This window comes from Paenibacillus sp. FSL K6-2441 (genome assembly GCF_037964765.1).
GTDB lineage: Bacteria > Bacillota > Bacilli > Paenibacillales > Paenibacillaceae > Fontibacillus > Fontibacillus phoenicis.
In genome coordinates this window covers 645379-657964 of sequence record NZ_CP150174.1, presented here as the reverse complement: position 1 = coordinate 657964, position 12586 = coordinate 645379, and the positions used below count along the sequence as shown (strand labels likewise).

14 protein-coding genes are annotated in these 12586 nt (G+C 55.2%); 5 read left to right on the top strand and 9 right to left on the bottom strand.

The genetic code is table 11. The features are described from left to right. Nucleotides 1–39 precede the first annotated feature (39 nt). Complete coding sequence (locus NSQ80_RS02740; RefSeq protein ID WP_009223986.1) at nucleotides 40–867, top strand: TatD family hydrolase; 828 nt, start codon at nucleotides 40–42, stop codon at nucleotides 865–867. Nucleotides 868–1027: 160 nt separating this feature from the next. Here NSQ80_RS02740 and NSQ80_RS02735 read toward each other — a convergent pair whose 3' ends face one another. The 4 genes from NSQ80_RS02735 to NSQ80_RS02720 form a co-directional block, all read right to left on the bottom strand. Beyond that, complete coding sequence (locus NSQ80_RS02735; RefSeq protein ID WP_323079186.1) at nucleotides 1028–1279, bottom strand: hypothetical protein; 252 nt, start codon at nucleotides 1277–1279, stop codon at nucleotides 1028–1030. Nucleotides 1280–1815: 536 nt separating this feature from the next. Next, the gene (locus tag NSQ80_RS02730) at nucleotides 1816–3063 is read right to left on the bottom strand and encodes a transposase (protein WP_198524797.1); all 1248 of its coding nucleotides are present in this window, start codon (nucleotides 3061–3063) and stop codon (nucleotides 1816–1818) included. Nucleotides 3064–3202: 139 nt separating this feature from the next. Further along, nucleotides 3203–3946, bottom strand: a complete 744-nt coding sequence (nfsA, locus tag NSQ80_RS02725) for an oxygen-insensitive NADPH nitroreductase (protein ID WP_260071787.1) — start codon at nucleotides 3944–3946, stop codon at nucleotides 3203–3205. Between the two features lie 113 nt (nucleotides 3947–4059). Beyond that, entirely contained in the window at nucleotides 4060–4683 is a 624-nt protein-coding gene (locus NSQ80_RS02720; RefSeq protein ID WP_323078895.1) for a LysE/ArgO family amino acid transporter, read from the bottom strand. Nucleotides 4684–4847: 164 nt separating this feature from the next. On the opposite strand from NSQ80_RS02720, the gene NSQ80_RS02715 reads away from it, so the two are divergent. Beyond that, nucleotides 4848–6296, top strand: a complete 1449-nt coding sequence (locus tag NSQ80_RS02715; RefSeq protein ID WP_339301261.1) for a PLP-dependent aminotransferase family protein — start codon at nucleotides 4848–4850, stop codon at nucleotides 6294–6296. 401 nt (nucleotides 6297–6697) lie between these two features. Here the strand turns inward: NSQ80_RS02715 and NSQ80_RS02710 are convergent, their stop codons facing one another. After that, entirely contained in the window at nucleotides 6698–6865 is a 168-nt protein-coding gene (locus NSQ80_RS02710) for a hypothetical protein (RefSeq protein ID WP_339301259.1), read from the bottom strand. A 253-nt stretch (nucleotides 6866–7118) separates the two neighbouring features. On the opposite strand from NSQ80_RS02710, the gene NSQ80_RS02705 reads away from it, so the two are divergent. Genes NSQ80_RS02705 through NSQ80_RS02695 form a run of 3 tightly spaced genes read left to right on the top strand, consistent with a single transcriptional unit; the run spans nucleotide 7119 to nucleotide 8794 of the window. Beyond that, entirely contained in the window at nucleotides 7119–7976 is an 858-nt protein-coding gene (locus NSQ80_RS02705) for an SPFH domain-containing protein (protein WP_009223981.1), read from the top strand. Between the two features lie 19 nt (nucleotides 7977–7995). Further along, complete coding sequence (locus NSQ80_RS02700; RefSeq protein ID WP_009223980.1) at nucleotides 7996–8202, top strand: hypothetical protein; 207 nt, start codon at nucleotides 7996–7998, stop codon at nucleotides 8200–8202. Further along, nucleotides 8177–8794, top strand: a complete 618-nt coding sequence (locus NSQ80_RS02695) for a hypothetical protein (RefSeq protein ID WP_339301257.1) — start codon at nucleotides 8177–8179, stop codon at nucleotides 8792–8794. Before NSQ80_RS02700 ends, NSQ80_RS02695 begins: the two co-directional genes overlap by 26 nt. A gap of 95 nt (nucleotides 8795–8889) precedes the next feature. On the opposite strand, the gene NSQ80_RS02690 is transcribed toward NSQ80_RS02695, so the two are convergent. From NSQ80_RS02690 to qoxD, 4 genes are all read right to left on the bottom strand, one after another. Further along, nucleotides 8890–11124: a heavy metal translocating P-type ATPase gene (locus NSQ80_RS02690; protein ID WP_260071791.1), complete on the bottom strand. Its 2235-nt coding sequence runs from the start codon at nucleotides 11122–11124 to the stop codon at nucleotides 8890–8892. A 151-nt stretch (nucleotides 11125–11275) separates the two neighbouring features. Then, nucleotides 11276–11476, bottom strand: coding sequence for a copper chaperone CopZ (gene copZ / locus NSQ80_RS02685; RefSeq protein ID WP_036644441.1), 201 nt, complete (start codon nucleotides 11474–11476; stop codon nucleotides 11276–11278). Between the two features lie 65 nt (nucleotides 11477–11541). Further along, nucleotides 11542–11916 carry a metal-sensitive transcriptional regulator gene (locus NSQ80_RS02680; protein WP_009223975.1) on the bottom strand — a complete coding sequence of 125 codons (375 nt, stop codon included), beginning with the start codon at nucleotides 11914–11916 and terminating at the stop codon, nucleotides 11542–11544. A 385-nt stretch (nucleotides 11917–12301) separates the two neighbouring features. Then, the gene (gene qoxD / locus NSQ80_RS02675; protein WP_009223974.1) at nucleotides 12302–12586 is read right to left on the bottom strand and encodes a cytochrome aa3 quinol oxidase subunit IV; all 285 of its coding nucleotides are present in this window, start codon (nucleotides 12584–12586) and stop codon (nucleotides 12302–12304) included.

The following is a 12586-nucleotide window of genomic DNA, read 5'->3' as shown; positions in this document are numbered from 1 at the left end:
TACAAGCGGTTAACCTGTTTCTGGAAAGGGTCTGGTGAGATGTCCAACAATCTTTTTCGCGGTTTACCGAAGGGAATCCAACTCCCGTTCATTGATGCCCATATTCATATAGACCTTTACGACGAAGATACCCGTGAACGCCTGCTGCAGGAACTGCCGGGCTGCGGAGTGGAAGCCGTCATTGCCGTTTCGATGCATTTAGCCTCCTGCAAGCTGAACAACGCTTTGGCGGAGCGCTATCCGAACCTGGTGCGCCCGGCATTCGGATTCCACCCCGAGCAGCCTATCCCTGAGGATCGGGAGATCGATCTCCTGCTGAATTGGATCAAGCAGCATGCCGAGGATATGATTGCCGTTGGTGAAGTCGGGCTTCCATATTATGCGCGGCAAGAAGCTCTCCAGCAAGGAAAGGGCTTTGAGCTTGAGCCCTACGTGGACCTGCTGGAGAAGTTTGTGATGCTTGCCAAGGCGTTAGACAAACCGATTGTGATGCATGCGGTATACGAGGACGCCGAGCTTGCCTGCGACCTGCTGGAACGCCACGGCGTCACCAAAGCACATTTCCACTGGTTCAAGGGAGCCGAATCCACAGTGCGCCGCATGGCGGATCGCGGTTATGCGATCTCTTTTACGCCGGATATCGTCTACGAATCGAAAATCCAAGACCTCGCCCGGCGCTATCCTCCCGAGCAGGTGATGGCCGAAACGGACGGGCCTTGGCCGTTTGAAGGACCGTTTGCCGGTCAGATCACCCACCCGCGCATGACCCGTCACGTCGCCTTGGCCTGGGCGAATCTTCTGGGCATCTCTCCGGAAGAGGCCGCAGCGACGTTGTACCGGAACACGCGAAGTTTTTACGGATTATAACTTAACGACGAAAAACCAGCTAATGTTTGTCAACCCCAAGTGATTGGATTATGGCAAAGATACTGTTATACTATTTTTGTGCAGCACAAAAAAGCCTCCGTTGGCGCGGATGCTTCTGGGTAAATTTGATATTATGCTTTGTAGGGCTTGCCCTCTTTCCTTACACCATTTCCACCATACTCAGCAAAGCCGTCTGTTGTGCTTTGCTTGACTTGCTTAGAGACGGTAACGCCTGAATCTTCTCTTGAATCTTCTCTGCCTTTGTCTGAATCCAAGCCTTGCTGTGTGACGATCCTGCCGTTTCCCGAATCGTTTCTACCGTGATACTGTTTCCATACGGCTTATTTCGATCTGTAAACGCTTGGAGCACACTTGTCCCTTTCGACACATCCAATCCAATAACCGGTCTCATGTCATCTCCTCCTGAATAATAGCCGGCACTCCCACGATGGTTCCAATCCCACAGCTTCGCTTGTGATTCGAGGTCCGATGCCTCAACCAGCTCAAACATGGTCATTGGGGGTAGTGGGAGAACAGTTTTTGTGACGGGATCATTGCCCCTAAAAGCCGCACGTTCTCCCGGCTACCGCCATCTGACAGCGCCTAAGAAAAAAGGCCAACCAGAAATTTCTGGTTGACCTAATAATATAAGAAAAACGCCTGGCGGCGTCCTTTTAAGTTCGTTCAACTGAGTTCATACGTGTAAAATGGCCGGGTGTGGGAGAAAAACTTATACCCGGCTATTTTCTTACATCGCTAATCCTGTACTCGTAACCATGAATTCCCTCGTAATATTCCGGGTACATGCCTCCTCCACATTCTTCGCAGCTGAATTGCGGAGGTACGGTTGGATCTCCATCATCCATCGCATCGAAATTCCGAACGACATTCAGCGGAATCTCTTCTGTTGTATGACATTGAAGACAGATGTAGGTTACTTTCGCTTTGCTATGCAGCCCGCTTTGCGGCTTTTTCTTTTTCTTCGCTACCTTTCGTTTCTTTGACACCGGCGACATCCCGAATCATCCTCTCCAGACATGCCTTTGAGGTGGAGCACACCGCGTACTTCACCTTCAACTTCCCATCCTCAAGGCAGGCTTCTCCCTTGTATTCGTAATAACTTTCGCATTTTGGGCAACATGGCGGCTTCCCCGTCTGCTCCTTGATCCGTTCACTCCACGTTCTGCGTTTTAATATCCGCTTTGCCTTGACAATCCATCTTCTCGCGGCTTTTTGCCACTCACTGACTAACTTCTTGCACAGGCTCTTGATCCGCCGCGAATAAACCCCGTAGTAACGGATCGTTTTGAAGTTTTCATCCGGAATATGCCGCACAAGTCTACCCATAAATTCTTCTACCGAAATCGTCTCGGTCTTCTCTTCCCCGTCATTCTTATCCCGGTAACGAAATGTCACCTTTTCTCCGTCATACGCTTCGATCCGGCTAACCGCTATCGCTGGTCTTCTCATGTATCGCCCGATATACCCGAGTTGCTGCTTGACGTTCCCTTTCTGTTTCGGAGCATGCACATAAAAGCCTTCTCCGTTCTCGCAGTAAGCTTTTTGCAAACGGGACTGCACTTGCTTTTTCTCTTGTTCACTTAACTTTCGACGAATCAGCTTCAAAACAACCGTCTGCCATTGCTTACGCAGCATCTCGAACGGAATAAAATCGTATGTTTTCCACTCGCCGGTCTTCTTCATTCCTCCCATCGTTACAAGCATATGTACATGAGGATTGAAGTTAAGCCGTGCCCCAAACGTATGCAACCCGGCTACGATTCCGGGAGTTACCTTATGTTTCTTCTCAAAATGTTCTTTGACTAAGCGTACCGCTTCATCCATAAATTCTTTGAGTAATTTTGCCCGATGGAGCAGAAAGATTTCCCGTAATCCTTCGTCGATCGTGAAGACGACATGGCGGTGGTTGACTTGGAATACATCTTGTTCCAGGAGACGTGCCCATTCCTCTGTTTCTCCGCATGAACAGGTCGTACAGAATCTTCCTTTACAACGATACGGAACGAGCCGTAGGTCATGACATCCTTCACATACCATCAGCTTAAAACCGTTTCTGGGATCCCCGCATCGACGGAACTTCTCTACTTCTTTCCGCACATTGGCACGCAGCTTGCCACCATGTTTTGCCACAAACCGATCCCAGTGCCCTCGCTCATCAAAGAAGATTCGTTTCAAAATGTTCGTCTCCATATCCTAACCTTACCAAAAACAGAAATAAGGCGGAAGACCTGCTTCCACCCCAAAATTTATAAATTCTATAATGTCGAAAAAGCTGTCCCCGGGTACGACCCGATTAGGACAGCTTTTTTTGCCATTATTTCAAGGTAAAGCCGCGCTTCTCTAAAAATTCGCGCATATGCAGCCGCGCCGGCTGTGCCAGCTTCTCGGCCATGAGCTCCGACCAAGGGGTATCCTTCGCCCCTCCGGTCCGTTCACGCAGATACTTGGACATGACCTCGTCATAGGCCGCCACCTGTTCCTCTTGCCCGGCGGTATCATATTGGTTCCAGTGCAGAACTGCCGGCAGCGGAAGCCGTGGACGCACCCCTGGATTTTGATCCGGATAGCCGAGACACATCCCGAATACAGGATACGAAAGGTGGGGCAGGTCCAAGAGATCCGCCACCTCCTCGCTATGGTTGCGGATACCGCCGATATACACGATGCCAAGGCCCAGCGATTCTGCGGCTATGGCGGCATTTTGCGCTGCCAGCGCCGTATCGACCGTAGCTACAATAAAGTTCTCCGTCGTGCCTTCATAAGTCGTTTCCGAAGGAAGATGCCGCTCCGCTGCCCGTTTGAGTCTTGACAAATCTGCGCACCAGACTAGGAAAACAGGACACTCCGCCACATAAGCCTGATTCCCGCAAAGCTCGGCCAGCTTCGCTTTCCGATCCGCGTCCGTCACGGCAATCACGGTATAGGCTTGTACATTGCTGGAACTGGAGGCCATTTGGCCTGCGGATATGATTTGTTCCACCAGCTCTCGGGTCACCGGACGATCGCTGTATTTACGAATGGAACGGTGCTCCAGCATTTTGGATATCGTCTCGTTCATCTCCTCACTCCTATCCCTTGCTTTATGTTATTCCTAATTATGGAACTTTCCCCAACAGGAAGCAAGCCGCTCGCATCCCAGTGTCATACTGAGCTTCAAGGCTCCCCGCCGCCCTACTTCAAGTGATCAGCGACCACGGCACCGATCATATATAACGCCATCCCCCAGACGATAAGCGCAGACAATCGATTGATCCCCTGGAGCAGTTGACCTCCCCGGTCCAAGCTTCCGAGTGTTTTGCCTGCCCATGCCAATCCGAAAAACCAGACCCACGACACCAGAATCGCAGCCAGCGTAAACGCCCCTTTCGCCCCGCCGGTATAATCCAGAGAGCTTGTCCCGATCACGCCAACCGTATCCAGAATCGCATGGGGATTCAAAAACGTCACCGACAATGCAAACACCACCTGCTGTTTAGCTGGCAGCCCGGATGGCCCGGCGGAAGACGGTTTGGACACGTCCCTCCAGATGGTCCAGCCAATGTATAGCATAAAGACAGCGCCTGCCGCAAAGAGTACGGTTTTCAGCCAAGTCCATGACAAGACCAGCACCGAGACCCCCAACACAGCTAGCAAAATCAATATCGTATCGCCCAAAGCGGCGGTCAGAACAGCCGGCAAGGCCCGGCGCAGCTTTCGTCCGGCAGCCCCCTGGTTAAACACAAACACATTCTGCACGCCTAATGGCAAAATAAGTCCAACCGCCAGAAAGAACCCATGAATCGCAGCACTAAACATCTCTCTCCCCCTCTGATCTCTGTCTCGAACCCTATTGTACCCGCCCCCTCCCGATTTAGCTCCATCCATTTGGATGGATCAGAAACCAACCAAACGATATAATAGGGGAAAATAACGTCGTTCGCGCAAAAAATCTACAGTTCTGCAGATAGGGGGTATTCCGCATGAATCATTCGACCTGGCGTCCCAGCCGAAATTCGCCCATTCCGCTCCATCGCCAAATCATGGAGCATCTTTGTGATCGAATCGCCAGCGGCGAATGGCCGGTGGGGACACGCATCCCGTCCCAGCGGGAGCTGGCCGCGCGGTTTGGCGTCAACCGCAGCACAGTCGTCGCCGCGCTGGACGAGCTGATCGCAGCCGGGCTGCTTCAGGGCGACCGGGGCGGCGGCACCCGCGTCGTTAACCGGACCTGGGGCGTGCTGACCGCCTCCCCGCCGCCCGATTGGAACGAATACGTCAGCTCCGGCGTGCAGTACCCTAATTTGCCTGCCGTGCAGGAGATTAACCGGGCTGAGTTCCAGCCCGGCATTTTGCGACTCGGCACCGGCGAGATGGGCCCGGACCTGCTGCCGCAATCCGAAATGGCCGAGCTGTTGGGTCGGATGGCCACCAATGTCCCAAACCTGGGCTATGGCGAGCCCAACGGGGACCTGCGGCTCCGGGAGGCCATCGCCGCCCGGCTGAGCCTCCAAGGCATCACCGTATCGCCGGCTTCGCTGCTGATAATCTCCGGCGCCTTGCAGGCGCTCCAGCTCATTGCCGTCGGCCTGCTCCCCCAGGGCTCGACGGTACTGACCGAACGACCGTCGTATCTGTATTCGGTTCCCGTTTTTCAGAGCGCCGGAATGAAGCTGCGCGGTGTCCCGATGGATGAACAAGGCCTGCGCGCCGACCTGGTTTCTGTGTACGCCAAGCAATATGCGGGCGCATTGCTGTATACCATTCCGACCTTCCATAATCCAAGCGGAACGGTTATGAGCGAAGCGCGGCGACGTCAGCTGCTGGACGTCTGCGAGGCAGCCCGTTTACCCCTCGTTGAAGATGATGTCTACCGCGAGTTGTGGCTGGACGCCCCGCCGCCCCTGCCGCTGAAGGCTCATGACGCCAGCGGCAGCGTACTGTATCTGGGCAGCTTGTCCAAATCCCTCAGCCCCGGCCTGCGGATTGGCTGGATTGCCGGACCGCAGCCCGTCATCGAGCGGCTTGCAGACATCAAGATGCAAAGCGATTACGGCTCTAGCGCCCTCTCGCAACAGATGGCAGCGGAATGGCTGGAAAGCGGCAGCTACGACCGCCATCTTGAACGGCTGCGGGCGGCGCTCCGCCTGCGGCGAGAGGCGGCGGTGGACGCGTTGGAGCGGTATTTTCGCGATATCGCGGACTGGAAGGTGCCGCAGGGAGGGTTTTACATCTGGCTGAACCTGCACAACTCCCCCTCCCCGCGCAAAATATTTGACGCCGCCCTAAAAGCCGGCCTTCTGATCAACCCCGGCCACCTGTACAACCGCGCCTCCGGCAGCCACCTGCGCCTCTCCTACGCCTACGCCACCGCCGAAGAACTGACGGAAGGCATCGCCCGTCTAAGCGAAATCGTACGCTCCTTGGATTAAGCCCATGAAACATCGCACTACGGTACAGGCGCCCCCTTCTAGGCAGGAGGTGGATCACAGACGTTCGGGGACGTCTACACTATATCCAGAGCTACGCTGGGGACGAAGCTAATGGTGCGGGCAGCCTGGACTGCCTGGATAGCCCGCACCTGGCGGCGGTACCGTCAGCCCCTATTGCGAGTACAACGGGACGGGCTAAACCTGCCCGTCGTGCTCTGATCAGCTAAGGCCCGGCTGTCCCTGTCTGTTGCACCCCGACTGCTACGGTACGGGCGTTCCTGTCTGTCGCACCCTGACAGCTAAGATACGGCCGTCCCCGCCTATCTTGCCCTGGATCAGCAGCGATTCCAGTTGTCCACGCATAATCCCGTTTGATCAGCCGCGGTTCCACTTGCACACGCCTATCCCGTTCGATCAGCTGAAGTTCCACTTACCCAACGCCTATCCCGTTTAATCATCTGCGATTCCACTTGCACACGCCTATCCCGTTCGATCAGCCGCGAGGCCGTCTCGCTTCCAACCTCATTCCCTCCCCATTCCATCCCATAAGACACCATCCTCATCTCCATCCTCATCTCCATCCTCATCTCCATCCTCATCTCCATCCTCATCTCCATCCTCATCTCCATCCTCATCTTCACTCCCATCCAAGCTTCAATTGGTTCACACAGTTCTGCTCCATCGATAACTATTCTATCTGAGCGAAGGGGATAATCATGTAAAAGCCCCCGGCAGAGAATATCGCCGCCTCATATTTACATTATTTTGCAAAAGTGATATCATATAAATATCAATTTAATATGTGAAGGAGTGTCGCTTTATATGAAAGAAAAAGAAATTTCGTGCCTAAACGGTTTTGTTGCCCTGTTGTTCATTTTCGGATTTATTGCGTTGGGGACATTTCTCGTCACGTTAAACGATGTCGTTCCCGTGGCCGGCGGTGTGCTCTCCTTCGTCATCGCCTTCGTGCTCTTGACCGGGCTGACGATCGTACAGCCAAACCAATCGGCTGTCGTCACCTTCTTCGGCCGTTACCTCGGCGTGATCCGCAAGAGCGGCTTCTATCTTGCCATCCCGTTCTCAACTCGCAAAAAAGTTTCGCTGCGCGTTCGCAACTTCAACAGCGCCAAACTGAAAGTCAATGATGTCAAAGGGAACCCGATCGAAATCGCCACTGTTGTCGTGTTTTCGGTGGTCGACTCCGCCAAAGCGCTATTTGAAGTGGATGAATACGAAACCTTCGTGGAAATTCAGAGCGAAGCTGCACTGCGCCACGTCGCCAGCAAATATCCGTACGACCAATTGGACGATTCCGACACCGGCTTCTCCCTGCGCGCCAATACGGAAGAGATTGCGTTGGAGCTCACCAGCGAATTGCAGAACCGTCTGGCCATCGCCGGCGTTAAGGTCATTGAGTCGCGTTTGACGCATCTGGCCTACTCGACCGAAATTGCAAGCGCGATGTTGCAACGCCAACAAGCCGAAGCGATCATTGCGGCTCGCGAGAAAATCGTCGACGGCGCCGTCACCATGGTTCAAATGGCGATCGAACGGCTGCAGGCCGGTCAAGTTGTCGAGCTGGATGACGAACGTAAAGCCGCGATGATTAACAACCTGCTCGTCGCTGTCGTATCCGACCGTTCCGCCCAGCCGGTCATCAATACTAGCACGTTGTATTAATTAGGGGCATCCATTCACGATGGCCAGCAAGAAGAGCTTCCCACTTCGCCTTGACCCGACTCTTTATCAGGCTTTGGAACGCTGGGCAGCGGATGAATTCCGAAGCGTGAATGGGCATATCGAATACCTGCTGCGAGAAGCATTGCGCCGCGAGGGAAGACTGCCTTCCACCCGGGCGCCGGGCAAGGAGGAAGAGAAGCATGACGCAGACGACAGTAAAAAGTAAACCGTGGTGGGAACCGAAGTCGACAGCCCTGCTGAAAGAGTATGTCAGAACCTCTGGAGGGACTTACGCCGCAGGAACGTTCAGGAACTGGAAGTATAAGGGGCAGCATGTCCGTCTGCCGCTTTCCCCACGCTTCGGATCCTGTAAGGTGACGATCACCGACCCGAATAACGACACCTCCGGTAACGAGTACGCGATCACCGTGAAATACAGCTACCGGCCGCGCCGTAAGCTGGAGTTCGTGTTATTTTCGGCCAAACGACATGTCTTGGCCTGGTTTACCAGGGGGCTCCGGGAAGCCTCACTCCCAAACTCCGCAATGAATAAGAAGTTTCAAGCAAAAGCTTCCCATCCCAGTCTGCTGCGATCGGTATTGAAGTACGAAGGGATCGAAGAGTTGCTGAACCTTCATTCCAAGATCCATGTACGGCTGCGGATCAAGAACGGACGTGCCACTTTGACCTGTACGGAGAAATTAAAGAAGCCCGACGTGCCAGCCATTACGGCAACCGTCGAACTCATGAAGAAGCTGCTTCTCGCCCTGGAGGATCAAGGCATTATCGGGGATCCCCTCACCCATCCAAAAAAATAGAATCTACATCAAAAAAACGAGCCTTCCCTCGCAAGACCGGAACAAAATCCGGAACCTTACGGCCTGGAAGGCTCGTTTCGTTTGGCATTGTATAGTTACAGCTTCACCCGCTGCAAACGCAGCGCGTTCAGCACAACGGAGACAGAACTAAGCGCCATCGCAGCCCCGGCCAGCCACGGAGCCAGAAAGCCCGCAGCGGCTACAGGAATGCCGATCGTATTGTAGGCGAGCGCCCAGAACAAGTTCTGCTTGATATTGCCCATCGTGCGCTTGCTCATAGCGATCGCATCCGGCACGCCCTCCAGGTCGCCGCGCATCAGCGTGACGTCGGCGGCCTCCATGGCCACGTCGGTGCCCGTGCCGATGGCGATGCCTACGTCGGCCACGGCAAGTGCCGGAGCGTCGTTAATGCCGTCTCCAACCATCGCCGTCTTCAGGCCGCGGGCCTGGAGCTTTTTCACCTCGGCGGCTTTGCCTTCCGGGAGCACTTCGGCCAGCACCTCGTCGATCCCGACCTCGGCGGCGATCGCCTGGGCGGTGCGCACGTTGTCGCCGGTGATCATCACCACGTGAAGGCCCATCTCCTTCAGCCGCGCTACTGCGGCCTTGGACGTCTCCTTCACGGTGTCGCTCACGGCGACCATGCCGGCGTAGACGCCGTCGACCGCCACGAGCAGCACGGTTTGGCCGGCCGCTTCCAGCGCGGCCATGCCGGCCTCCGCGGCGGAGACGTCGACGCCTTCACGCGCCATCAGGCGGCGCGTGCCGGCGAGCACCCGGCGGTCCTCGACGACCGCCGTAATCCCGTGCCCGGGCACCGCCTCAAAGGCGGTTGCCTCGGGCAGATCCAGGGCGCGCGCCCGCGCCCCGGCCACCAGAGCATCCGCCAGCGGATGCTCAGAGCCGCGCTCGGCGGCGCCGACGAGCCGGAGCAATGCCGCGTCGTCCCAGCCTTCGGCCGGGACGACTTCCCGCAGCTCCGGCTGCCCCCGTGTGATCGTGCCGGTCTTATCCAGCACGATCGCTTGCAGCCCTTGGGCGGCCTCGAGGTGCTCGCCGCCCTTAAACAGGATGCCGTACTCCGCGGCCCGTCCGGACCCGGCCATAATCGACGTTGGCGTCGCCAGCCCCAACGCGCAAGGGCATGCGATGACCAGCACGGCGATCGCCTTTTCCAGCGCCACGGCGAAGCTGCCCGGCGCCACGAAGAAAAACCACACCAAGAACGTAACTACAGCGATCCCAACCACAATCGGGACAAAAATCCCGGAAATCACATCCGCTACCCGCTGAATTGGCGCTTTCGAGCCTTGTGCTTCTTCTACAACGCGGATGATTTGCGCCAGCGCGGTTTCGCTGCCAACCTTGGCCGCTTGCACGCGCAGCACGCCATGTTTGTTGACGGTCGCGCCGATGACCGTGTCGCCTTCCTTCTTCTCCACCGGGATACTCTCCCCAGTTAACATCGATTCATCGACGGACGAGACGCCGCCGATGACTACCCCATCAACCGGGATCTTTTCGCCCGGTTTGACGATCAATACGTCCCCCGGGACAACCGCTTCGATCGGTACCACCGTTTCAACGCCGTCTTTGAGGATCAGCGCCGTTTTGGCCTGCAGCCCCATCAACGTTTTGATCGCTTGGGAGGAGCGGCCTTTGGCTAACGCCTCAAACCATTTGCCGAGCAGGATCAACGTAATCAGGATCGAGCTCGTTTCATAATACAGCTGGGGGGTATGCCCGTGAGGCATCGACAAAGACTCCAAGCTCAAATACAGACTGTAAAAATACGCCGCCGACGTACCGAGCGCGACCAATACGTCCATGTTAGCGCTGCGGCTGCGCAGCGCTTTGTACGCCCCGACGTAAAAGCCCCAGCCGATCATAAATTGCACCGGCGTCGCCAGCACGAGCTGGAACCACGGGTTCATAAACAGCTCCGGCGTCCAGATCCATGAGGTGAAGGAAAAATGCCCGGCCATCGCCCACAGCAGCGGGAACGCGAGCACTGCCGACACGATCAGCTTATTTCTTTGCTTCCGGATTTCCCGCGCGCGGATATCCCCGGACTCCTTCTCCGACGGCTTCAACACCGCACCGTAGCCCAACTGGCTTACCTTATCGATGATCTGCTCGATCGAGACCGTCCCCGGCTCATACCGCACTTGCGCCGTTTCAAGCGCCAGATTGACGTTGGCTTGTTTCACGCCGGGCAGCCGGTTTAACCCCTTCTCGATCCGTGCCGCACAGGCAGCGCAGGTCATCCCGGTAATTTGCAACGTCGTTTGGTCGTGATTCGCGCCGGCGGCAGGCAATGCTTTTTCCATGACAATCCTCCATCTCAAAACCCGCATATTTCATACCCCATAGGGGTATATCAAGGGCAAATAAAAATACTTCCACATCCCACTCCCCGTCCCTTAAGACGCACGGCTAATTCGCTCGCACGTCTTATAGGTCCGTGAAAAAGGCTTCGGATCAAACGACGTCGTATCCTTGATCCTCAATCGCTTCTTTGATTTGTTCAACCGTCACTTTCGTTTCGTCGAAAGTCACTTCCACCTTCTTCGCGGCCAGATCCACTTTCCCTGTAGCGCCCAGCCCGGCGATGGCTCCTTCTACCGATTTGACACAATGATTGCAGGACATACCTTCAACGTTTAACGTAATATTTTGCATGAACAATTCCTCCCATGAGTTTAATAATGGCTTCATCTTGCAGCGTACCCCCAGGGGTTCCGCCGTTATTTCATCAGCTTGTTGACCGTGACTAGCAACTCGTCGAGCACTTCGGTCTCACCTGCTTGAATTCGCTCGATCACGCAGCTCTTCATGTGTCCCTCCAGCAGCAGCCGGCCCACGCTGTTCAGCGCAGATTGGACGGCGGCGATCTGGTTCAGCACATCGTCACAGTAAGTATCTCTCTCGATCAGCCCTTTGATTCCGCGGATTTGCCCTTCAATCCGGTTCAATCGGCTGATCAGGTTGCTCTTCATCGCTTCAGAATGGTGGCTGCGCCGTACCGGCTTGCCATTCTCCGTTTCCGATACGCTATGATGCCCGCCATGCTCCTCGCAGTGTGCGGACGCCAAATGTTCCTGTCCCTCGACCTTCGCCATACATGACTCCTTTCCAAACCAACGTGGTTTGCTGTGGTACGCTCATTATAATATACCCCCATGGGGTATGTAAAGAGTCTCCGTTCAACTTTTTTCCAACATAACGGACCTCAAAGACCTTATCTGTCATTTCCCGGCTCATTTCCCGCACTAACGGACCCTGTGGACCTTATTGACACGTAAGAGGGCCCACCCTTCGCAAAATCCGCAAAATAACGGCCGTGAAGTCCGTTAGCCCTCCGTCAACGCCAACCAACATCATTTAACGGCGCTACGGTCCGTTAGCGTTAACGACTCTTCTATCCTAGCTTCCCCCGCTAACGCCAAAAAACCCGCTGCCACATACGTGACAACGGGTTTCTTTTTCTGATATTCGACTGTGCTCTTATTGGTAACCCCAAATCATCGTCAGCAAGGTACCAAACACGGTCACTAGCCCGACGAACAGGGCGTATACGAGGTTAGCATACAATGCACCTTTACTGCGGTTCTCGCCGATGTGCATGAACATGAACAGCTGCACCGACATCTGTACGGCCGCGCAGACAAGCAGGATCGTCATGCCAACGGCAAACGACATATCCCAGAATACCACCGACAGCGCTACAGCAGAAAGGATCAGTGAGAACACATATCCCATGACGTGTTGAATCGGGAACAGTTTTTTCAT

Bases quoted from the DNA above. Each gene is read 5' to 3' on its own strand.
- NSQ80_RS02740 (WP_009223986.1), top strand. From the start codon at position 40: ATGTCCAACAATCTTTTTCGCGGTTTACCGAAGGGAATCCAACTCCCG.
- NSQ80_RS02735 (WP_323079186.1), bottom strand. From the start codon at position 1,279: ATGAGACCGGTTATTGGATTGGATGTGTCGAAAGGGACAAGTGTGCTC.
- nfsA (WP_260071787.1), bottom strand. From the start codon at position 3,946: ATGAACGAGACGATATCCAAAATGCTGGAGCACCGTTCCATTCGTAAA.
- NSQ80_RS02720 (WP_323078895.1), bottom strand. From the start codon at position 4,683: ATGTTTAGTGCTGCGATTCATGGGTTCTTTCTGGCGGTTGGACTTATT.
- NSQ80_RS02715 (WP_339301261.1), top strand. From the start codon at position 4,848: ATGAATCATTCGACCTGGCGTCCCAGCCGAAATTCGCCCATTCCGCTC.
- NSQ80_RS02710 (WP_339301259.1), bottom strand. From the start codon at position 6,865: ATGGAGATGAGGATGGTGTCTTATGGGATGGAATGGGGAGGGAATGAG.
- NSQ80_RS02705 (WP_009223981.1), top strand. From the start codon at position 7,119: ATGAAAGAAAAAGAAATTTCGTGCCTAAACGGTTTTGTTGCCCTGTTG.
- NSQ80_RS02700 (WP_009223980.1), top strand. From the start codon at position 7,996: ATGGCCAGCAAGAAGAGCTTCCCACTTCGCCTTGACCCGACTCTTTAT.
- NSQ80_RS02695 (WP_339301257.1), top strand. From the start codon at position 8,177: ATGACGCAGACGACAGTAAAAAGTAAACCGTGGTGGGAACCGAAGTCG.
- NSQ80_RS02690 (WP_260071791.1), bottom strand. From the start codon at position 11,124: ATGGAAAAAGCATTGCCTGCCGCCGGCGCGAATCACGACCAAACGACG.
- copZ (WP_036644441.1), bottom strand. From the start codon at position 11,476: ATGCAAAATATTACGTTAAACGTTGAAGGTATGTCCTGCAATCATTGT.
- NSQ80_RS02680 (WP_009223975.1), bottom strand. From the start codon at position 11,916: ATGGCGAAGGTCGAGGGACAGGAACATTTGGCGTCCGCACACTGCGAG.
- qoxD (WP_009223974.1), bottom strand. From the start codon at position 12,586: ATGAAAAAACTGTTCCCGATTCAACACGTCATGGGATATGTGTTCTCA.